At 66.5% G+C, this 20,476-nt stretch carries 24 protein-coding genes; 9 read left to right on the forward strand and 15 right to left on the reverse strand.

Annotated features, from left to right (window positions below; translation table 11 throughout):
• Positions 1 to 193: 193 nt before the first annotated feature.
• Positions 194 to 1,066 carry an IclR family transcriptional regulator domain-containing protein gene (locus tag G406_RS47975; protein WP_084216177.1) on the reverse strand — a complete coding sequence of 291 codons (873 nt, stop codon included), beginning with the start codon at positions 1,064 to 1,066 and terminating at the stop codon, positions 194 to 196.
• Between the two features lie 240 nt (positions 1,067 to 1,306).
• The gene (locus G406_RS0118855; protein WP_051342334.1) at positions 1,307 to 2,509 is read right to left on the reverse strand and encodes a M20 family metallopeptidase; all 1,203 of its coding nucleotides are present in this window, start codon (positions 2,507 to 2,509) and stop codon (positions 1,307 to 1,309) included.
• Between the two features lie 136 nt (positions 2,510 to 2,645).
• Here G406_RS0118855 and G406_RS0118860 point away from each other — a divergent pair, with 136 nt between their 5' ends.
• Positions 2,646 to 3,140, forward strand: coding sequence for a GNAT family N-acetyltransferase (locus G406_RS0118860; protein ID WP_211241200.1), 495 nt, complete (start codon positions 2,646 to 2,648; stop codon positions 3,138 to 3,140).
• Between the two features lie 82 nt (positions 3,141 to 3,222).
• On the opposite strand, the gene G406_RS55825 is transcribed toward G406_RS0118860, so the two are convergent.
• The 4 genes from G406_RS55825 to G406_RS47990 form a co-directional block, all read right to left on the reverse strand.
• Positions 3,223 to 3,762 (reverse strand): nitroreductase/quinone reductase family protein, encoded by a 540-nt coding sequence (locus G406_RS55825; protein ID WP_084216178.1) that lies wholly within the window; start codon positions 3,760 to 3,762, stop codon positions 3,223 to 3,225.
• Positions 3,763 to 3,872: 110 nt separating this feature from the next.
• Positions 3,873 to 4,493 carry an LLM class flavin-dependent oxidoreductase gene (locus tag G406_RS54180; protein WP_084216180.1) on the reverse strand — a complete coding sequence of 207 codons (621 nt, stop codon included), beginning with the start codon at positions 4,491 to 4,493 and terminating at the stop codon, positions 3,873 to 3,875.
• Between the two features lie 43 nt (positions 4,494 to 4,536).
• Positions 4,537 to 5,412 carry an alpha/beta fold hydrolase gene (locus tag G406_RS0118875; protein ID WP_051342336.1) on the reverse strand — a complete coding sequence of 292 codons (876 nt, stop codon included), beginning with the start codon at positions 5,410 to 5,412 and terminating at the stop codon, positions 4,537 to 4,539.
• Positions 5,413 to 5,668: 256 nt separating this feature from the next.
• Complete coding sequence (locus tag G406_RS47990) at positions 5,669 to 6,031, reverse strand: hypothetical protein (RefSeq protein ID WP_051342337.1); 363 nt, start codon at positions 6,029 to 6,031, stop codon at positions 5,669 to 5,671.
• A 112-nt stretch (positions 6,032 to 6,143) separates the two neighbouring features.
• Between G406_RS47990 and G406_RS0118885 the strand changes: the two genes are divergently transcribed.
• Positions 6,144 to 6,944 carry a helix-turn-helix domain-containing protein gene (locus tag G406_RS0118885; RefSeq protein ID WP_028935031.1) on the forward strand — a complete coding sequence of 267 codons (801 nt, stop codon included), beginning with the start codon at positions 6,144 to 6,146 and terminating at the stop codon, positions 6,942 to 6,944.
• Positions 6,945 to 6,957: 13 nt separating this feature from the next.
• Here the strand turns inward: G406_RS0118885 and G406_RS0118890 are convergent, their stop codons facing one another.
• Entirely contained in the window at positions 6,958 to 7,296 is a 339-nt protein-coding gene (locus G406_RS0118890) for a YbjQ family protein (RefSeq protein ID WP_037077354.1), read from the reverse strand.
• A gap of 190 nt (positions 7,297 to 7,486) precedes the next feature.
• Positions 7,487 to 8,155 carry a VOC family protein gene (locus G406_RS0118895; RefSeq protein ID WP_051342338.1) on the reverse strand — a complete coding sequence of 223 codons (669 nt, stop codon included), beginning with the start codon at positions 8,153 to 8,155 and terminating at the stop codon, positions 7,487 to 7,489.
• 70 nt (positions 8,156 to 8,225) lie between these two features.
• Here G406_RS0118895 and G406_RS0118900 point away from each other — a divergent pair, with 70 nt between their 5' ends.
• Positions 8,226 to 10,016 carry a C69 family dipeptidase gene (locus G406_RS0118900; RefSeq protein WP_028935034.1) on the forward strand — a complete coding sequence of 597 codons (1,791 nt, stop codon included), beginning with the start codon at positions 8,226 to 8,228 and terminating at the stop codon, positions 10,014 to 10,016.
• 33 nt (positions 10,017 to 10,049) lie between these two features.
• Here the strand turns inward: G406_RS0118900 and G406_RS47995 are convergent, their stop codons facing one another.
• Positions 10,050 to 10,316, reverse strand: a complete 267-nt coding sequence (locus G406_RS47995) for a hypothetical protein (RefSeq protein ID WP_037077334.1) — start codon at positions 10,314 to 10,316, stop codon at positions 10,050 to 10,052.
• Between the two features lie 4 nt (positions 10,317 to 10,320).
• Positions 10,321 to 10,692, reverse strand: a complete 372-nt coding sequence (locus tag G406_RS0118910; protein WP_037077335.1) for a DUF6247 family protein — start codon at positions 10,690 to 10,692, stop codon at positions 10,321 to 10,323.
• Positions 10,693 to 10,820: 128 nt separating this feature from the next.
• Between G406_RS0118910 and G406_RS48000 the strand changes: the two genes are divergently transcribed.
• The 5 genes from G406_RS48000 (at position 10,821) to G406_RS0118930 (ending at position 15,272) form a co-directional block, all read left to right on the forward strand.
• Positions 10,821 to 11,858, forward strand: a complete 1,038-nt coding sequence (locus G406_RS48000; RefSeq protein WP_211241201.1) for a carboxylesterase/lipase family protein — start codon at positions 10,821 to 10,823, stop codon at positions 11,856 to 11,858.
• Positions 11,859 to 11,895: 37 nt separating this feature from the next.
• Positions 11,896 to 12,276 (forward strand): hypothetical protein, encoded by a 381-nt coding sequence (locus tag G406_RS58405; protein ID WP_211241202.1) that lies wholly within the window; start codon positions 11,896 to 11,898, stop codon positions 12,274 to 12,276.
• Between the two features lie 255 nt (positions 12,277 to 12,531).
• Positions 12,532 to 13,332 carry a DUF4389 domain-containing protein gene (locus tag G406_RS48005; protein WP_051342340.1) on the forward strand — a complete coding sequence of 267 codons (801 nt, stop codon included), beginning with the start codon at positions 12,532 to 12,534 and terminating at the stop codon, positions 13,330 to 13,332.
• Between the two features lie 110 nt (positions 13,333 to 13,442).
• Positions 13,443 to 14,276, forward strand: coding sequence for an alpha/beta fold hydrolase (locus G406_RS0118925; protein WP_028935036.1), 834 nt, complete (start codon positions 13,443 to 13,445; stop codon positions 14,274 to 14,276).
• A gap of 36 nt (positions 14,277 to 14,312) precedes the next feature.
• A complete protein-coding gene (locus tag G406_RS0118930; RefSeq protein ID WP_156934980.1) occupies positions 14,313 to 15,272 on the forward strand; it encodes an LLM class flavin-dependent oxidoreductase in 960 nt (319 codons plus the stop codon).
• A gap of 14 nt (positions 15,273 to 15,286) precedes the next feature.
• Here the strand turns inward: G406_RS0118930 and G406_RS48010 are convergent, their stop codons facing one another.
• Together G406_RS48010 and G406_RS0118940 are read right to left on the reverse strand one after the other, a co-directional pair.
• Positions 15,287 to 15,982, reverse strand: a complete 696-nt coding sequence (locus tag G406_RS48010) for a VOC family protein (protein WP_051342343.1) — start codon at positions 15,980 to 15,982, stop codon at positions 15,287 to 15,289.
• Positions 15,979 to 16,395: a hypothetical protein gene (locus G406_RS0118940; RefSeq protein WP_028935038.1), complete on the reverse strand. Its 417-nt coding sequence runs from the start codon at positions 16,393 to 16,395 to the stop codon at positions 15,979 to 15,981. Before G406_RS0118940 ends, G406_RS48010 begins: the two co-directional genes overlap by 4 nt.
• A gap of 87 nt (positions 16,396 to 16,482) precedes the next feature.
• Here G406_RS0118940 and G406_RS0118945 point away from each other — a divergent pair, with 87 nt between their 5' ends.
• The gene (locus tag G406_RS0118945; RefSeq protein ID WP_028935039.1) at positions 16,483 to 17,040 is read left to right on the forward strand and encodes a TetR/AcrR family transcriptional regulator; all 558 of its coding nucleotides are present in this window, start codon (positions 16,483 to 16,485) and stop codon (positions 17,038 to 17,040) included.
• Positions 17,041 to 17,087: 47 nt separating this feature from the next.
• On the opposite strand, the gene G406_RS0118950 is transcribed toward G406_RS0118945, so the two are convergent.
• The 3 genes from G406_RS0118950 to G406_RS0118960 all read right to left on the reverse strand — a co-directional run bounded on the left by G406_RS0118950 (position 17,088) and on the right by G406_RS0118960 (position 20,426).
• Positions 17,088 to 17,489 (reverse strand): nuclear transport factor 2 family protein, encoded by a 402-nt coding sequence (locus G406_RS0118950; protein WP_028935040.1) that lies wholly within the window; start codon positions 17,487 to 17,489, stop codon positions 17,088 to 17,090.
• A 63-nt stretch (positions 17,490 to 17,552) separates the two neighbouring features.
• Positions 17,553 to 18,815, reverse strand: coding sequence for an MFS transporter (locus tag G406_RS48015; RefSeq protein ID WP_051342344.1), 1,263 nt, complete (start codon positions 18,813 to 18,815; stop codon positions 17,553 to 17,555).
• A gap of 27 nt (positions 18,816 to 18,842) precedes the next feature.
• Complete coding sequence (locus tag G406_RS0118960) at positions 18,843 to 20,426, reverse strand: N-acyl-D-amino-acid deacylase family protein (protein WP_028935041.1); 1,584 nt, start codon at positions 20,424 to 20,426, stop codon at positions 18,843 to 18,845.
• Between the last annotated feature and the right edge of the window lie 50 nt (positions 20,427 to 20,476).

Raw genomic sequence — 20,476 nt, forward strand, 5'->3', positions numbered from 1 at the left:
GCTGAGGACGCTCCCGATCTTCACAGATCGAGCCCAGCGTCCTCAACAGACTTCTCAGCGAAATTCTGGAGGCGCCCGGTCAGCGCAGAGCAGTCGAGTCGTCGGCGAGCATCCCGGCTGATCCGTCTCAAAATTTGTGGCCGGAGCAATGCTTGTGGCTTTGGCGGATCGAGAGAGCCGATGACCGGCCAGGTCACTTGGCCGGTGGTTGCGCAGCGTGGCGTCTCCCGTCGAACTGGAGCAGGGGCAGGCGCCGGGACAGGTGCAGCTGTTGCGGGGTCCTCGCGGCCGTTCGGTTCGAGCGAGTCTTCGAATCAGCGGTATTGTTGGAGCTGAGCAGGGCGGAGATCCAGCGAGCCGCGCCGATCGTGGACCGGGTATAGCGCTCGCCGTCCCTGACGAACTGGGTCGGCGCGACGCACAGCGTCACCGCTGCGAGCACGACACCGGAGCGGGTGTCCCGGATCGGGGCGGCGATACAGCGGACCGAGGGGTCGGTCTCACCCAGATCGAATGCCACGTCGTTACGCCTCACGACAGATAGTTGCTGACGCAATAAGATTTCGTCGGTGATCGTTCTCGGAGTGAAGCGCTCGAGCGTGCCTTCCAGGTCCACTATTCCGTGGGACAGGGCGATCTTTCCCGGCGCGGTCGAATGGACCGGCGGGCGGTCACCGACTCGTGCGATCGGTATGGACCCGCGCGGTTCGATCTGCTCGAGGCACAGAACCTGACCGCTTTCCCAGGTGGCCAGGCCCGCGGTTTGACCGAGCTGCGTGGCGAGCTGGTGAACCACGCCGGTGCCGATCCGGACCACGTCTGTGCTCTTCACCAGGTGGTCAGATAGCTGCAGTAATCGCCAACCCAGGCGATAACGTCTGTCCGGAGTTCGTTCCAGCAGACCGATCCCGGCCAGGCTGGACACCAGCTCGTACACGTTGGACCGCGGAACGCCCAGTTCACCCGCCATCTCGCGGACACCCCACTCGGGATGCAACTCGGTGAATAGGGTGAGCACACTGTCGACTTTTCGTATCGTGTTCAACATCGTTTGTCTCCCGGGCATCTTCCTGGTGACGAGCGTTCGATGCGATTTGACACCGACCGATGAACACTGTGGCTCCTGAACCTACTCGGTGCGCCGGCACCTTCGAGCAGTTTGTTCAGGGAGGTTCGGATGGTCTGATATTAGTTTCCGTAATAGTGACGTTATCCCACGCGGATGATAGGTAGCGTCGCCGTGGTGAGGACGATCAACGACTGGTGATCTGATGGTGCTGGCCGGCACCGAGTCGACAGAGCACCCTTAGCCAGCACCGTCTGTGAGGAGGGTGTGGACGGCGGCGTGGTAGGTGGCCTGGACGATCGGGATGGTGTCCAGCCGGATGCGTTCGTCGGTGGCGTGTAGTCCGAGGTAGTCGACGCCGAACCCGGCGGTGGCGGGGATGCCGAGGCCGGCGAGGTAGTTGCCGATGCTGGACGGGCCGGCGATCTTGGTTTCGAGGGGGATTCCGGTCAGGCTCGCGGCGTCGAGGACGGCTGTGCGCAGCCGGGAATCCGATGGAAAGGCGTACGCGGGCCAGCGAGTGACGAGCTCGATCGTGGTCGGCCGGGTGCCGGGCCAGGCATCGTCGACACGGGAGGTGAGGTCGGTGAGCAGCCCGGCCGCTGCCTCTCCGTCGAAGGTGGGGGTGGTACGGATGTCGACGTTGACGGTGCACAGGTCCGGGATCGCCGAATAGCCCTGACCACCGTCGATCGCGGTGACCGTGAGCTTTCCCGGTAGCGGGAAATCCCGGTCGGCGCCGTGGGGCAGATCGGCGGCGGACAGCACCTGGACGAGCTGCGCCGCCTTCGTCACGGCGTTCGACCCCGGCGTGCTGCTGCTGCCGGAATGCGCGGACCTGCCGTGGACGCGGAGCACGGCGCGATACACCCCGCGTCCGCCGACCACGAGCTCGCCCATACCGGGGTACCCGATGATCACCCCCGCGACGTCTCGCGGGGCGTCCGGCCCGGCGAAGTACCTCTTGGCCCCGCCGAATCCGCCGGTGTGCTCATCGACGTCACAGAGCAGCACGAGGCTGCCGTGCAAGTCCTGCGCGACCCTGGTCAGACGTACGGCGAGATGGCTGAAGATCGCCGCTCCGGATTTGGCGTCGGCGCTGCCTCGGCCCCACAACCAGCCGTCGGAGATCAGTCCGGATGTGGGCGGGTGGGTCCACGTCGACTCGTCGCCGAACGGCGCGGTGTCCAGACACGCATCCAGTACCCAGCGAGGTCCGGGACTGCCGCCACGTACTTCGCAGGTCAGTCCCACGACCGCTCCGCTGTCGTCGATCAGGACGGTGGGGGTCAATCCGTGCTCGGTCAGCCAGGTGCTGAGTCGATCCAGGACCGGACCGTAGGGGTCGACACCGCCTCGGCTGGGGATCCGCACGAGCGCGCGGGTCAAGTCCACGACCGACCGGTGGTCATCCTCGGCCGCGGTCAGCGCCTCATGCCTCATGTGACCCCCCGGTCGGATGGCCGCGCGTCTCGGCGAGACCTGGCGACACCGCGCACCGTGCATTCACACCGCGCAGTGTGCACACCACGCGGTCTGAACGCACGGTGCGCGGTGTCGATCAAGGTAGCCTGTGAATGTGGACCTGTCGGTACGTGACCTGCGACAGGAGGATCTGAGATGGTGTTCGTGGTCCGGCACGGCGCTGCATCTGTGGAGAGTCGCGGGTGAGCTGGAGCGTGCTCGGACCGACGCCGTCGACTACCTGGCCGTGTGCTCCCCGGCCGATCTACCGGTGGCGATCGGCGGGGTCGACTACGAGGTGAACCCGGCAACGGGAACTTTATGGCAACTGGTCGTGCACCCGGCATTGCGGTCGCGCGGCATCGGCACGCTCCTGATTCGGACGGCCGAGCAGCATATCGTCGCTAAAGGCCTCTGTCGGGCGGAGTTGGGTGTCGAAGAGAGCAATACTCGTGCTCGGGCGCTGTACGAGCGCCTTGGTTACCTCAGCTATGATCGGAAACCAGGCGTGCGAGAAGTCGAAGAGCCCACCGGGTTGATTCGTCGTTATGAAACCGTCTGCACGGTGATGTGGAAGTCGTTGGTGATTCGACCTCGCGAGGATAATTGAATGGATGCCGCCCGATTTCGTTCCGGACGCCCTGCTGCTCGCGGAGCTGTGTCTTCGCAGTAAAGGGCACGTCGGAATTCGCTCAACAGGCAGTGTCAGGTCGCGGCTGGAGAAGCACGATGGGCAGGCGGCGCCGGGTGAGCGTGCGGTATTCGTCGAACCCCGGATTGAGCTGTCGAAATCGGTTCCACAGGTACTCGTCTTGCTCGTCCGTCGCCCTCCGCGCGGTGACCGGGTGGTGACTTCGGTCGGCCAGAACATGCCCGATCGGGTCGGCCTGCAGGTTGCGCCACCAGGCAGGCACCCGGTCGTTTCCCGCGTTCCCGGCGATGACCGCATAGCAGTCGCCGAATCGAAGATAGCCCAACGGTATGGAGCGTTTCTTGCCGGTTTTGCGGCCGACCGTGGTCAGTATCAGAATCGGCATTCCTCCGGTGAAGAGATAGGAGCGCCGAATACGGCCACCGCTGTGGAGGACGACGAATGCGTGGGCGCGCGTCAACAGACCGCTCGTGCGACGGAACCATCCCACGCTGTGCCGAAATCTGGCGAATGCGCGATTGCGCCAGAATCGCTGCGTGCGAGTAAGAGGAGTGATCTGCTCGACTTCGTCGGCGTCCATCGGCGACCTCACCTACCTCGTCCATGTGAGCACCGCCCACGTTGGCCTGCAACGACGATTCCCGCAATTACCTCAGAGGTAGTGGAACGCGGTCGCCTCGGAAGGCGGGCTCAGGCGGTGATCTCGCCCAGCAGACGCAAGGTCCGAGCCTGCTCGTCGGGTTCGCCGGCCAGATTGACGAGCGCGTCGGTGACCCCGAGGCCGGCGTAGCGGCGCAACCCGGCGGCTACCTGCTCCTCGGTGCCGGCGATGGTCAGCTCGCCGCCATCGGTGAAGCCGTCCCGGTCGAGTGTGCGCCGGTAGGACGGCAGTTTCGCTAGGCCCGCGAAGCGAGTCGCGACCTGCTCGCGCACCCGATCGGCATCGGTCGTCACGGACACGGGCAGGCCGGCGACCACGCGGGGCGTCCCCCGACTGGCATCTCGCGCCGCGCGGCTCAGCAACGGGATGATGTGATCACCTAGTGTGCGCGGCCCGGCCAGTACTCGAGGATGGCGAGGTTGGACGACCACCACCGAGGCACCCAGCTCGATCTGGTGGACGTCGCGCCCGATCGCGGCGAGCGTGGTGAGGGTGTCGTAGCCGTAACCCTGCGGCAGCCAGGCCGTACGCAGGCCGGCCTGCTCCGCGCCGCGTGCCGCATAGACCAGTGCGTCTATGACGTTGTAGTTGGCATCCTGCCGAGCTCGTTCGGGCAGCCTCCCGGCGAGGTTGAGTCCGATCCTTAGCATGTCAACCATGGTAGGCATCGGCCGGCCGATCGCCGCCCGGTCGCTAGTTCGACAGCCAGTGAGCTCGGACGAGCGGTGCGAATTCCTCGACGCGTTCGTCGACGAAGAACAGTTTCCCATCCTCGATCGTGATCACCTGCTCGGCGCCGGGAATCGTGTCGCGCAGCCACTCGGCCCAGCGAATGTCGAAGAACTGGTCGCCGGTGCCCCAGATGATCAGTGTCGGAGCGGTGAGTCGGCGCAGCTGCGGTTCGACGGCGACGGTGTCGCGGTTGTCGGCGGCCGCATGCCAGCGCTCCATTCCGGTGATCGCCTCGGGCGTGCCGAGAACGGGTTCGAAGACCGCTCGGATCTTCTCCGCCGTCAGCCGCTCCGGGTGCTGATAGCCCAGCCCGAGGAATCCACGACCTGCCTCGACATCGTGGACGAGACCGTGAGCCTGCTGCCGAAGCGTGCCGTCCGTGGCGGCCTCGAACAGCGGAACCGCCTCGGGCGGTGGCCAACCGTCGTGGGTGTCGCAGTTGGTGAGGATCAAGCTTCGGATTCTGGACGGATGACGAGCGGCGAAGATCTGACAGAATGCACCGCCACTGTCGTTGCCGACCAGATCGACCTGGTCGATCCCGAGTGCTTCGCAGAAGTTCTCGAGCATCTCCGCCTGTCCGGCGGTGGAGAGATCCTGGTCCTCGCGGTATCCGGTGCGGCCGTGGCAGAAAAGATCAAGAGCGATGCATCGTCGGACGTCTCCGAGTCTCACCATCGCCTCGCGCCACAACGTATCGCCGTTCAGGAAGACGCCGTGCACGAAAAGCGCCACGGGCCCGGAGCCGTACTCGACGTAGGCGATGTCACCGACCTTGGTGGTGACCGTCTTCTGTACCGGTTCCCTGGTGGTGCCGACCTGGGGGATGTTACTCATCGTGACCTCTCCTCGCGGACTGGCAGGGGCGACTTCGACCAGTGGAAGTCTCGACCCTTCCCCCACAGGAGGGTCAACCAAGCGCTCGATGGGCCGGTGGCCAGTGGCGAGTGGAGGCCTCGGTGCCCCAAGCGCCAGGCCGTCGAGTGCCGGAGGAACGGCACTGGAGCACACGTCCTCCCCCCGACCGCAGACCATGCGGCAGCCCCATGACCGACCCGATGAGGGAACCTTGATCCGGTTCGTTCAGTGCTGGTCAGGATCGGTTGAACTGGTAGTCGGTATGGATCAGGCCGTCATCGTCGAGCAGGAGTACGGCGTAACCGCCGCCGACCGCGGCGCCGCCGGTGGCGGGGGCCATCTCCCAACGGAGGTGGATCGCGTCGTGGTGAGCCGTGGGTTGGCCGACCGTGCTGAAGCGGAAGTCCTTGGTGGCGACGAATTGCTCGTGCGCGTCGGCGACTCGGACCTCGATGGCTTCGCGTCCCCGGTAGACCTGCGATTCGAGGGTGTGGGTCGCGGCGTTCGCCCACAGCGCGGAGACGATCTTCGTGCGGATGGCGGGATCGGATTCGTTCCACACGGCGGTGTAGCGGTCGACGATGTCCGAGATGTTCATGGGCGGGCTCCTTCGGTAGTGGTCGAGCCACAACCGTGAACCACGCCTGTCCGCGAAGCGACTACCTCGCAGGTACTCGTTTTCGCTTTCCTCGGCGGATACGGTTCCGCTCATGACAGCCGCGGTGGTCGGGTTGCTGATTCGCCGGCAGCGTGACCTGGTCCGGCGCAGCCAGATGAGCCTGGCGCACGAGATCGGGGTGTCGCCTCGCCATTTGAGCTTCGTGGAGCTGGGGAAGTCCCGGCCGAGCCCGAAGCTGTTGCTGGCGATCGCCGAGCACCTCGACGTGCCGCTGCGTGAGCGCAACGACTGGTTGCTGGCCGCCGGCTACGCCCCGCACTATCCGGAGACACCGCTGGCCGGGCCGCGACTCGCTCGGGTCCGCGAGTCGCTGCAGGCACTGTTGGACGCGCACGAGCCCTACCCGGGTGTCGTGGTCGATCGACGCTGGAGTGTCCAGCTCACGAATGCGGCGGCGGCGCGCTTCTCCGCCGGGATTCCCGAAGGGGTGCGCGGCTCGCCCACGAACATATTCCGGGTGTCCCTGCATCCGGACGGTTTAGGCGGCCGTACCCACAATTTCGCCGAGTGGTCGACCTATCTGCTGCGTCAGCTCGACCGGGCGGTCACCCAGACGCAGGACGTCGAGCTGGCCGCGCTGGCGGCGGAGATCGCCACCTGGCCGTCCATCCCGGACCGGCGAAGCTGGACCCGCCTGCTGCCGGTCGACCAGCTCAACCCGGTGATGCCCTGGCGGCTCCGACTCGACGGCGAAGACCTGTCGTTGTTCACCACGATGAGCACCTTCGGGACGCCCCAGGACATCACGCTGTCCGAGTTGACCGTCGAACTGTTCTTTCCCTCGGACGACATAACCGAAGCCTATCTGCGGCGCGCACCCTCGTCGCGGTAGCTCACGGGTGTCGTCAGAGCTTGACGACACGCACCGCGGTGCCATAGGCGCAGATCTCGGTCCACACGTCGCCCATTTCGGAGGTGTCGAATCGCATGGCGATCACGGCATTCGCGCCCCGGCTGCTCGCCTCCGCGGTCATTCGCTCCATGACCTCATCCCGGCTTGCGATCAGTGCCTTGGTCATGCCGCGTAGCTCACCACCGAACATCGCCTTCATCCCGGCGCCCATTTGACTGAACGCGTTGCGTGATCGCACGGTCAGACCGAACACCTCGCCGAATACCTCCTCGATGCGATAGCCGGGTAGATCGTTCGTTGTGACGACGAGTACCTGACCGGAAGAGCTCATCGGAACCTCCATTGTGGATCGGGGCTTGTCCGGCGTGAGGCTACTTGCGGGGCTCGCTCAGCTGCTCCCAGGTCCGGATCGAAGCCCGGGTGAGCACTCCTCGCGCGGTTGAACGTGACACCGTCCGCGCCGATCAGCCGGAAGGTAACGGGGCAATCCGGACCACCGGCGAGGCTCGCGACCAGGCGGTTCAGCTGAGCGAGACGAGGCCGCGCGGGGAGTCGATCAACGCCTGCAGCGCGGCAGGCCCACGGCTGACCTTCAGCCGCACGGCCAGTGCCTCGGTGACGGAGCTGACGGCGGCCGGGTCGGGATGGGTCGCCCGAAAGCCGAGTAAGCGCAACCTGGGTAGCGTCCGCGCCGGGTGCGGGGTGGCGCCCCAGTCGATGAGGAACGGTGTGACGCCGTCGAACGGCGCGGGGAACACCGACGCGAGATGCCACTCGAGTAGCCCGCCATCGGGCGTGCGGCGTGACCACGGCCGGACTCCACCGAGGTCCGCGCCCGCCGTCGCGGATGCCGCTGAGGCAGCGACGATGTCCGGGGGTCGCACCGCCCAGGTCACCAGCCGGGGGCTGGCGAGTGTGTCGATACCGAACGGCACGCCTGCGCCGTCGCCGACCGGATTCTCGACGTCCGGTCCGATGATCTCCAGATAGCTGGTCGGGCCGAGGCCGACGAGATGATTGCGGGTCCCTCGTCCGAGGTGGCGTCCGCCCGGTACCGGTGCCACACCGGTGGCCGAGGCGAATTCGGCCACCGCCTCGGCCAGATCCGGTACGGCGTACACGAGGTGATCCAGCAACGGATCGATCGGCCCCGTCTCCTCCAGCCCCGAGGGGGACCTGGCGATGGTCATGCTCGTTCTCCGATCGTGCTCGTGAGCACGCGGTTGATATCGCCGGTGGCCGCGGCTACGGTCCCCGGTCGTGACGGTGTTCAGCACTGGGTGCAGGTGCCTGGCGGTCGTGGGCGTGCTGATGGTGGTACTGACGCCGACCGCCGCCGCTACGCCGGTCGATCGTACTGAGACTGATCGGTCGGTGTCGGCGGACAAGAGCTTCGCGGTCTACATCGGTAGGAACCTGACCGCGAACGGACACCCGTTCCTGGCCGGATTCGGGCACGAGCCGTCCAGCCATTGGTTCGACATCGTGGCACGTCGACAGCATCCGCCGGGATCGACGATCGAGGTGGGCGCGACGGAGAAAGCGGACATCCCCGGTGAGCTGAGCCGAATCCCGCAGGTCGAGCAGACCGCGCGCTACCTCACCTCGAACTACTCGGAATTCAAGGGCTTCCCATCGCCGCTGACCAATGGCGGACTGAACGAATACGGGGTGTCCGCGCGCGACGTGTGGTCGAATTCGCGGCCCGAGTTGGTCCGTGATACCCCGACGCCGCAGCACGGCCCGAATTACAGCGACCTGTCCCGGATCGTGATGGAGCGAGCCCATACCGCGCGCGAGGCGGTACAGATCGTCGGCGATTTGATCAATCGGTACGGCTACACGACCTATGGCGGCAACTCGCACCTGTTCGCCGACGCTGACGAGGGCTGGATTTTGATCGAGATGGCCGGCGGCAAGGGGTTGTGGGCCGCGCAGCGGCTCGGACCGGATGAGGTCCGGGTGTCCTATCCCGGCTACCTCGGCGATTTCCCGACCACTCCGGATGCCGATCACCTCTCCTCACCGAACCTGATCAGCTATGGGATCGAGCGTGGGTGGTGGAATCCGGCCCAGGGCACGCCGTTCAACGTGCAGGCCGTGTACGGCACGCCGTTTCCCGGGAAGCCGGTGGCGGTCGGTGCCGCTGCCGACCCGGCCGATCCTTCGCCCTACCGACACCCGCCGTCGCTGGAAGCAGAGTTCCGTCGGTTGGCCCCGGTCACGTTGCGCGACGTTCAACGGATCGTGCGGGATCCTCGTTGGTCAGACGACCGGTCCGGGTACGGCCAGGTCGCCGAGCTGAACGACCGGCTGTCCGACCCCGAGTTGGCGACACTGTGGGTCGCGGTGACCGCGGCCGTTACCGCGCCCTACATCCCGTTCCACATCGGTACCCAGTCGGTGCCGCCGGAATATCGGCAGCACCGCTACCTGACCCACGACGCGGCGAGCACCTATCTCAACCCGGAGTTCGCCGAGCAGGAGGCGACCGAGTTCGCCACGCAGACCTATAAACGTCTGCTGTACGCCACGTGTTCGCGCAAGCAGCGCTACCTCGGTCAGGTGACGAAGGCCTGGGAGGGTTTCGAGGCCGTCGAGCTCGCCCAGCTCGGCGACGTCGAGCAGCGTGCCGCACGGTTCTACGCCGGCGGTGATCGAGTGGCGGCGCAACAGGTGCTGGCCGAAGCGAGTACCCGGTGGGCGGAGGACGGTCTGGCGTTGGGTGACCATCTGCTGGCCGACGTGCTGGCCCGCGACAAGGCCGATGGCGGAATTCACCAGCCCGACCCGGCGCAGGGCCAGGACATGTCGTTGCACACCACGGCACCTGCGCGGGATCGGGTGAACTGCGACCGCGGCGGCGGCTGGGCCGACGGCGGCACCCTGGCCAGGAAAGGCCACTACGGCGACCCAGCGGACGTGCCCGACTATCGCGCCGGGGCGATCGCCCCGGCGAATCAGTGGTGGCGGTACGTGTTGGTCGGGTTCGGTGGTGCGCTCGTCGGCGCCGCCGCCCTCTGGTCGATCAAGCTCCGACGTAGAACCTGATCACGTTCAACGCGGATCCGCGGCCGGTCCACATCAGTCGCCTGGTAGTTCGAGCCAGACGACTCGTAGTACGTGCACTTCGTGTTCCCGCTCTAACACGAGGTAGATCACCTGGCCCACACCGAGGGGCCCGAACAGCCAGCGGCGTACCTCGGCGTCGGAGTTGTTCGAGTTGTGTGACATTCCCTGCCACGGCGTACTGGCGAGTGCATCGAGGGCCTGGGCGTAGTCAGGCAACAGGTGTACCGGGAGTGCGGCGATCTGGTCGGATGCTTCCGGGTAGGTGATGACGTGGTACACGCGCCTACTCGCGGGTGCCGTCGTTCAGGTCCGCGTCGGCTAGGCGAGCGTTGATCCGCGCACGTATCTCGTTCTCGGGCACGCTGCCTGACGGTGCTCGTCTCGTGGCCTGAACGTGCGCGGTTGTCGCCAGCACCTGAAAGTAGGTGCCGGGCTCCAGGAGTTCCTGGTAAGCGAAGTGGCGCCAGTGCTGGAGCAGTTGTCGTACGCCGCTGAGGTCTTTGCTCTGTTTCGCCGAGTCCAGAGTGCGTTCCCATTCGGTGTCGAACACCGCAGCCACATCAGGCGTCAGGCATGCCCGGATCGCAATGGGGTCCGCCGCTGGGGGATGCACCGCCGGCCTCGGGCCTATGGGCTGAGGCGCGGGAGCGGACATGCTCGACACGATAGCGCCATTGCCAGGCCGGCCGCACCGGCCAAGACACCGGGCCACCCGATCAACGGGTGCATCGCTCCGGGTAAATCGCGCGACCGCGGCTCCGAGCCGGTGCGAGGGTGTAGATCATGAGCAGTCAGGTGCGCACCACCGTCGGAACGGTCCGTGGAGGCTGGCGGGACGGGGTGGCGGTGTTCCGCGGTGTTCCGTTCGCCGCGCCGCCGGTCGGGCCGCATCGGTTCGCCGCTCCCCGCCCAGCGGCGCCCTGGGAGGGGGTCCGCGATGTCACCGAGTTCGGCCCGCCGCCACCCCAGCCGAATCGCTCTAGGTCGGGTGACGACTGGCTCAACCTGGCCGTGTGGACTCCGTCTCCCGGCCGAACCGGACTTCCGGTCGTCGTGTGGATCAGCGGCGGCGGGTACCTCGCCTGCGACTCGGCGAACCCGCACCTCGACGGCACGACCCTGGCCGGTGCCGGTGCGGTCGTGGTCAGCGCCCACTATCGAAGCGGATTCGAAGGTTTCGCCCGTCTCGACGGCGCACCCGACAACCGGGCGCTGCTCGATCAACTCGCCGCGTTGCGCTGGGTGCGGGACAACATCGCCGCTTTCGGCGGTGACCCGGCGAACGTCACCCTTCTCGGCCAGTCTGCTGGTGCGGGCTCGATAGCCGCGCTGCTGGTGATGCCCGCATCGACCGGCCTCTTCCGCCGCGCGATCCTGCAGAGCGTCCCGGGAACCTATTTCACGCCCGAGCTGGCCACCGACATCGCCACCGAGATCAGTGCCGAGCTCGGGCGTTCGCCCCGGGGCGAGGAGCTTGCCCAGCTGCCACCCGACTACCTGGTCGACGCGACCCGGACGGTGACCGCCCGGCTCTCCCGGCGTGCGTGCCGATGGGGCCCGGTCGCCTACACACCCACGCCCTTCTCCCCGGTTGTGGATGGCGACGTCTTACCCGTCGCCCCATGGACTGGGCTCGCTGATGGCGTGCTCCGAGATGTCGAACTGCTCATCGGCCACACCCGCGACGAGTTCAGTCTGCTCGCCGCCGACCGGTTCGGTGACATCGGCGAAACCGAGGTCGACGCGCTCATCGCCGGCCTGACTCCGTCCCCCCGGCGCCCGACGCTACCGGGCGACCTATCCATCGCTGTCTGCCCGTGAGTTGCGGGACACGGCGCTGTCGGACTGGCTGTTTCGGATGTCCACCGTGCACCTCGCCGAAGCGGCACATGCCGGTGGCGCGCGGGTGTGGCTCTACGAACTCAGCTGGGGATTCAGCTCAGCGGGCGCCTCGCACGGCCTGGACACCTTGCTCATGTTCGGCACCGCCCACATCGACACCGGACTCACCGAAGCCGGCCCGAGCGTCCTGGGGCACGCCCGATTGCTGTCGGAACTGATCCGGTCCGAACACCTGTCCTTCGCGGCCACCGGCGACCCCGGCTGGGCGCGCTACGAACCGCACGAACGAACCACCCGCGTCTACGGCGACGCACCGACCGTCGCCGGCTACCCCGAGGAGCGCTCCCGAAGGATCTGGCGTGACCAGCGATACGACGTACTGACCCTGCATGGATGAGGTCTGTCGGTGCCGAGCAAATCAAGGGACACCACGTCGGGCCTTCGGAAAACGCCGAACGGTTGGAATCCGGTAGGCCGGTTTGCTGAAGATTCGCGATCGGATAAGACTCGATTGCGTCGGAACTTAATTGTCTCTTAGTGCTGCCTTACTTTCGGTTCGATCAGTATTCCATTGATCGCGGGGACCGTGCTTTCCCGAGCAGGATTTCCCGGAATAGTGCGACAAGAATGGCAGTAGGGAAGGACCCCAGACATGATGATCATACCGTCGTCGGATGGCGCGGGGGTATCGCCCGCCCGCATCGATCCGGAGCTGGAGGTCGACTTCGCCGAGCAGCAGAGACGATGGACGGTGCTGCTGCGATTCATCCTGGCGATCCCACAGATGATCGTGCTCGCGCTGGTCAACATCGCGGCCCTGGTCGTGATGGTCATCGGCTGGTTCGCCGCGCTGTTCACCGGCCGTCTACCGGATTGGGTGGCTGAGTTCCTGAGCGGCTACGTCGCCTGGCAGACCCGGTTCGGGGGGTACCTGCAGCTGCTGACCGATCGCTACCCGCCGTTCGCGTTCGCTTCGGCCGACTATCCGATCAGGATCGTCCTCGCGCCTCCAGGGCGGCTCAACCGGGCCGCGGTGCTTTTCCGCATCATCCTGGTTTTCCCAGCGTCGATCCTGAGTGTTGCGGCGAGCTACGGCTGGTGGGTGCTCGGCGTCATAGTCTGGCTGATCGTGCTGATCACGGGCCGGATGCCGGCGACGCTGTTCCTGGCCCTGTCTGCAACGCTGCGCTACCAGGTGCGCTACCAGAGTTATCTGCTGATGCTGACCTCGGCGTACCCGAAGAAACTGTTCGGGGATGTACCCGCCGGTTCCGAACCGATGACGGACACACCGGTGACCCGGCCGCTGGTGCTGACCAAGAGCGCGCGAGCCGTGGTCATCGTGGTCATCGTGTGTGGCGCGCTCGCCTATCTCGGTCAGGTAGCCGCCAGTAGCACCTACGGCCAGCACACTCGACCGAGGCACACCGAGACGTCCGGTCAGTCTTTCTAATACCGCGACGGCGGCGAGTGAAAACGAGTACCTATCAGGTATTCGCGCCATGTAGTTCGAGTGCCTCACGATGGTTGAGGTCCGTTCTGTCAGCGAAGGGAACCCCGACGATGCCGTTCTTTGATACCACGGATGGAACAAGTCTCTTCTATGCGACGGCGGGTGCGGCCGACGGCCGTTGTGTCGTGTTCGCTCACGCTTGGGGGCTGAACAGCGGCATGTGGCATTACCAGGTCCCCGCCTTTCTCGAGGCCGGTCTGAAGTGCGTGCTTTTCGACCGGCGCGGACATGGGCGGTCCGATCTGCCCGGCCAGGGTTACGATCTCGATCGTCTCGCCGACGATCTGGCGGACCTGCTGATCCACCTCGATGCGCGTGATGTGGTGCTGGTCGGACATTCGCTGGGTGCCGCGGAAACGGTCCGCTATCTGACTCGTCATGGTGCCGAGCGAATCGCCGGGATCGTGCTGAGCGCCCCCACCACGCCTTTTGAGCTGCGCACCGAGGACAATCCGGACGGCCCCATCCCCCTGGCGAGCGCCGAGGCCATGTGGGCGCTTCTGCGTCGGGATGTGGGTGCGTTCGTCGAGGCCGTCTCGGGCGCTGACTATTTCGGCGCCGAGTACCCGATCTCGGCAACGCTCGGTGACTGGACCCGCAGCCAGATCGTGAACACCCATCCTCAAGTGCTCGTGTCGACGAGTCGATCGCGCATCACCAGCGACCAGCGCGAGGAGTTCGCCGGGATCACCTGCCCAGCGCTGGTCGTTCACGGTGACGCGGACCGGTCGGCACCCATCGACGTGACCGGCCGCAAGACGCATTCCCTGTTGCCCCAGTCGAAACTCGTCATCGTGCCCGGCGCCGGCCACGGCGTGTACCTGAGCGATTCGGATCGCTACAACAAGGAGCTGCTGGCTTTCATCGACGCGTTGCCCGGCTGAGCTCCTTCGGCCTGCGTCGCGGGTAGGTTGGCGGTGATGTCGACGACCGCGGTGCTGGCCGCCCACGGTCACTCCGCACGGTGCTACGGAGGAAGTATGCAGTCCGGTGTGGTGATCCTTCCCGATCAGCGATGGTCGCACACTATGGAGCGCTGGGTCGCGGCGGAGGAACTCGGATTCCACTCCGCGTGGACATACGATCATCTGTGGTGGCGCAGCCTTCGAGATGGACCGTGGTTTTCGGCGATACCGATCCTATCCGCTGTCGCCTGCCTGACGAAGAACACTCGCCTGGGCACCATGGTCTCATCGCCCAATATTCGAAATCCGGTCGTCCTCGCCAAAGAGACGATGACGATCGACGACCTATCCGGCGGCCGTTTCACACTAGGCCTGGGTGCGGGATCGGTGGGAGCCGGAGACACGTTGTCCGTGAGTGCTGATGAACTATCCACCGCTCAGCGGGTCGAACGGTTCGCCGAGTTCGTGGAATCCATCGACCTGCTCTTGCGTGAACCGGTGGCCAGCTTCTCCGGGGCGTTCTACGAATTCGAGGAAGCGCGCATGATTCCCGGATGTATCCAGGAGCCGCGAGTCCCGTTGCTGATAGCCGCCACCGGTAAAAGAGCCATGAAGGCGACCGTGGGATATGCCGACTCCTGGGTATCCACCGGTGCGACCGGCTTGACCGTACCCAGCACGCTCGATGAACATATGTCAGCGCTGCGTGGTCAACTCGATCTGCTCGCGTCGGTCTGTGCCGCGATGGGGCGAGATTTCACAGAGCTCGAAAAGGTGTTCCTCGCTCCACCCATGGCTGATTTCGACCCGATCGGCTCGCTCGGCGAGTATCTCGAACTACACGAGAGATGTGCGGCGCTGGGTGTCCAGCAGGTGGTGGTGCACTGGCCTCGGGCTGACGGCGTGTACGCCGGATCGTTGGACGAGTTCGTCGAGATCGCCCAGAAAGCGCTGCCTCAATTGCGAGAGCTGTGAATTCGGCAGACAGGTCACGCGGCGACCTGCCGCACGGCGAACGACGCGCCCCAGGGATCCGTCAGCTCGTTCGGTGCCATCTCGCGCGCTCCGAGTCGCACCGCGCGGGCGATCGTCTCGGCGATGTCCAGCACCAGGAACTCGACCAGCCAGGGCGAGCCGGATCCGGACCGACGGGGCTCACAGGTCGCCGCGGCTCGATCACCCACCGTGAAGGTGCCGTCGTCGCTCAGCCGCCAGTCGGCGACGGCACGGAAGAACGCCGCGGCGACGGCGGGTGAGTCGGTGCGGTACCGAACACCGCCGAACGTGCCGTGTTCGCCCGAGGCGTATGTGCCGGTATGGCCTCCCGGCTGCCACAGGGACAACGGCTCGCCGAACGGATCGCGGACGACCGCGGCCGTACCGGCGTCGCCGGCTCGGGTGGGCGGCGCGACCATCGACCCACCGGCCGCCGAGACGGCGTCGATGGAGGCGGTGATGTCCTCGGTGTGCAGATACACCGTCCAGTACGGCGGGCCCCGGTTCTCGGCGGGCCCGAGTGCGGCCACCAGGCGGTCGCCCACCGATGCGAGCCGATAGCCCGCCGAATCCGGTGCGGCGATCGACCAGCCGAACAACGCCCGGTAGAACTCGGCCGTCGCGTCGACATCCGGTGAGCCCAGGTCCACCCAGCACACCGCGCCGACCGGATGGTCCGCGGCGCTCACGACCCGGAGGCCGCAGCAGCGAGAGCGTCACCGGTGTATGCGGTGCCGCCGATTCCCCATCCGCCGTCGGGAGCATTGATGATGTTGACCCAGGTGTTCGCCCGGTCGTGCGCCGGGATTGTCACCGCGTCGATGACGTCCGTGGCGGCGGTGACGAATGCCGCCCGAGCGGCCGGCGTCGGCAGTCCGATGTTCGCCAACTTCACCTCGACCAGCACCACAGCACGGTTCACGCCTCCGGCATAGATGTCCGATGGGTCGAGCACGTGCACGGTGCCGCCGACGATCGAGGTGAAGAACTCGTTGTTCCGCAAGCCACTGACCTCCAGCAATACCTCGGTCAGGCGTGGCAGCACCGCACGGCGACCAGCCGCGGTGAGTACGCCGTTCGGGGCGGTGACGGTGATCGGCATGGATCCTCCACTGATTGCTAGTACGTACGTACTAGTCCACTCTGTCGTAGGATGCTCGTACTAGTCAAGGGTGAGAGGAACCCCGAGTTGGCCAGGGATACGCGCACCAGGATGCTCGACGCGGCGACGGTCGCGTTACAGCGGCACGGGGTCGCCGGGATGGCCTTCACCGAGGTCCTGCGCGACAGTGGCGCAGCCAGGGGCGCGATCTACCACCACTTCCCGCAGGGCAAGGCGCAGCTCGTCGCGGAAGCCACCGCACGCACCGGCGGCGAGGTCCGCGCGCACCTGTCCCAGTTGTCCGCGCCCACCCCGAGGGCGCTGGTCGAGGAATTCCTCACCGTTGTCCGACCGGTCGTGCAGGCTTCGGCCGAAGGCGGCGGGTGCGTGGTCGCCGCGGCCACCGTGACCGCCGACGAAACCCTCCGGCTGATCGCCGCTGACGCCTTCGACTCCTGGGTCGAGCAGCTCGCCGGCAGCCTCACCGCCACCGGTATGGCCGAAGGCGAGGCGGCCGACCTGGCCACCACCCTGATCACACTGCTGGAAGGGGCGCACGTGCTCTGCCGGGCCCGGGGGAGTCTCGAACCGTTCGACCGGGCCGCTCGCGCTGCTGCCGCATTGGTCGGCAGTCGTTACCCCTGAGCTGGAAGCTACGCCGATACCACGGTGCGACGTGGTCATCGCGTGATTCAGTCGTTGAGTGCTTGGGCGACCGCCCAGCTGTCTTCGTACATCACGTAGCGGTTGATCTTTCCCTCGTGCACGCCGATGTGGACGACGAACCGGGAGGTGATGGTGCGGCCGGTGGCACGTACAACGGACACCAGGTCGCCCAACGCGACGGCATCCTCCGCGTCATTGATGATCTTGGCGACGACGAAGCGTTTCGCCTCCAGGTGGGTGGGCAGTCCGGCGAAGAACTCCCGCATTCCGGCGGGTGAGTTCGCCGCTGGGATCCAGGGGACGTCTGGTGCGCTCGGTACGGCGAACTCGACTCGGTCGGCGAACAGTGTCGTGACTTGGTCAAGGTCCTGGCTGCCGAGCAGCTCGAACAACCGTCGGGTGACTTGGCCGGGATCGGTGTCGCTCATATGTCGGGTAACAACCGCTCGGCGAAGTTCCTTCCCGATCGATGACCACCGGGTGGTCGTCGGTCAGAGGGTGGTCGTCGCTGGTCGGTCGAAGAGTTCGGGGAAGTGGCTGATCAGGTCCGCGGGGCGCTGTGGCGCCCAGTAGGCGGCGATCACGGCGGTGGCGAGGCCGAGTTCGAGGAACAGGAACGCGGCGGTGAAGGAGACTTCATCGGCGAGGATGCCCATCGCGATCGGGGCGATCGCCCCGGATATCTGGCCCCCCATGTTGATCATCGCGCTGGCCGAGCCGACCACCTCGGCGGGCAGTAGCCGTAGTGGGAGCCCGAAGATCGGTTGGCTGGGCAGGCTGTAGACGAGCATTGTGAGTGCCTGGTAGATGATGAACATCTCGGTGCTGGCGGCTCGGGCCATCAGCAACAGGAATATCCCGGACACCACGCACGGCGGAACGATGAGCAAGCGATGTCGGTGGGGGAAGACCCGGTCGAAGAGCAGGCCGCCGAGCACGCTGCCGACGACACCGCAGGCGGGCGGGATCGAGGCGAGCAGCCCGGACGCGTTGAGTGAGAGGTGGCGTTCGGTCTGCAGGTAGCCCGGGACCCAGGCTGCCATGCCCCAGAACACCAGGTTGTAGCCACCGTAGATCAGGGCGAATCGCCACAGCACGCCTTTGCCCAGCATGGCGAACACCGAGAGCCCCCGCCCGGTCACCGGTACGTCCCGGGTGAGTCGGGACGAGAGCGCGCGCGGAAGGGCGAACCAGAGCAGGGCGGCGACCGCGACGCCCGCGACGGCGATGCTGAAGAACGCGTGCCGCCAGCCGATGGCGGTGATCAGCGGGGCGGCGATCAACGGGGCCAGCGCCGCGCCCAGGGTGTTCGCGCTGAGTATCACGCCGCCCGCGGTCATCCGATTGCGCGGCGTGGTGCGCTCGTTCGTCGCCTTCATCGCCGCGCCGGGGAAGATTCCCTCGCTGGCCCCGAACAGCACCCGGACGATGAGCAGCATGCCGAGTGAGGTGGCCAAGCCGCTCAACCCGGTGAACGCGGACCAGGCGGTCATGGCGATCACCATCGTCTTCCGGGAGCCGATCCTGTCGGCCAGCATTCCGCCCGGAATCTGGAACAGCGCGTAGGTGACGAAGAAGGCGGTCAACAGCAGGCCCTGCTGGGTGTGGTTGAGCCCGAATTCCGTACCGATGGTGGGAAGCGCGGTGGCGATCACCAGCCGATCGACGTAGTCCACGATCCAGGCTACGAACAGGATGGTGACCGAGACGGCGATGACCCGTCGGATGTCGGGTGTGGGCGGTTCAGCGCGCACGGTGACCTTCTCAGTGGTGGGGTGACCTCACCCGGCCGGGGTGAGGCGTCTGCCGAGACGCGGGCCGAGATACCTGTTGTGGTCGACGACCAGCCGGCCGGCCTGGCTGACCCAGGAGATGCCGGATACCGGTTGGACCGGATCGCGGTAATCGCAGCGGTGGTCGATGGTGCGCGGGTCGAACGCCACCAGGTCGGCCAGATACCCGGGGCGGAGCCAACCGCGCTCCGGGATTCGGAACACACGTGCCGGTAGAGACGTCATTCGCCGGATGGCCTCACCCAGGGGCAGGGTGTCGTTCACGTAGTGACCGAGCACCCGGGGAAACGTGCCCAACAACCTCGGATGCGGTTTTCCGCCCGTGCCCGGCGGCAGCCCGTCACTGCCGATCATCGTGTCCGGGTCGGCCAGCGCGGCACGCAGATCGTCGGGGTGCATGTCGAACAGCACCATCTGGGCGTTCAGCTTCTCCTCGAGCAGAATGCGCACCAGTGCATCCACCGGTGTCGTACCGAGCTGCTCGGCCAGTTCGGCGAGGGTGTGACCCTCGTAGCGGTGACTGCCGGTGGCCGAGAGCAGTACGCCGTCCCAGCCGGCGGCCCGCCCGGGGTTCTCCCAGCCGGGGTATCCGCCCTCGACGAGCAGCGCGAGTCGTCGTCGCTGGTCCGGCGACGCGAGCCGGGCGAGGACCGTCTCGTCGTCGCCGATGAGGAACGGTGGTGGCAACAGCGCGGTCACCATGGTGGACGACGCCGTGTATGGGTAGACGTCCTTGGTGATCGAGACACCGGTGTCAGTGGCGTGCGCGATGGCGGACAGTGCGCTCGGCATGGTGTGCCAATTGGCCATGCCGGCACGTTTGAGATGGGAGAGGTGCACCGGGCACCCGCTCTCGGCACCGATCCTCGCCGCTTCCGCGATCGAGGCGAGCAGCAGATCGGCCTCGTCACGAAGGTGGGTCGCGTAGATCCTGGACGGGCCGAGGTGGCGGGCCAACTCGATCAGCTCGGCGGTGTCGCTGAACCTTCCGGGCGGGTAGATCAATCCACTGGACAGACCGAATGCTCCGCCCTCAAACGCCTCGTCGAGCAGCCGGCCCATGGTGGCCAGCTGCTCCGCGTCCGGCGCCGCATCGGCCAGGCCGAGCACGGCGGCGCGCAACGTGCCATGGCCGAGGAGCGCGGCGTGGTTGGTGACGTAGCCCAGGTCGTCGGCGTACTCGACGAACCGCGACCAGCTCTGCCAGGTCGGGTCGACCCCGGGAAAGAAGCGTCCGACATGATTGCGTGAGTCGGCGCTGGTCAGGTCGAGCGGTGCGAGGGACATCCCGCAGTTGCCGACCACCTCGGTGGTGACGCCCTGCAGGATCTTCGTGGTGTCGTCGGACGCCAGCAGCGGCGCGTTGTCCGCGTGTGAGTGCACATCGATGAACCCCGGAGCGACGATCAAACCCGTGGCGTCGAGCAGTCGCCGATCGCCGGGCGGGATCGTGCCGGGGGTCGCGACCGCGGCTATCCGCTCGCCGTACACCAGCACGTCCGCGGGTACGGGCGGCCCGCCGCCCCCGTCAGCGATGGCCCCGCCCTGGATGAGCAGACCGGCCCCGGTCATCGTGTTGCTCTCCGCGGACGGATGGCGGTTGACGGGCTCGGCATCGTCAG

The organism is Actinospineispora spinosispora DSM 44797 (genome assembly GCF_000429025.1).
Lineage (GTDB): Bacteria > Actinomycetota > Actinomycetes > Mycobacteriales > Pseudonocardiaceae > Pseudonocardia > Pseudonocardia spinosispora.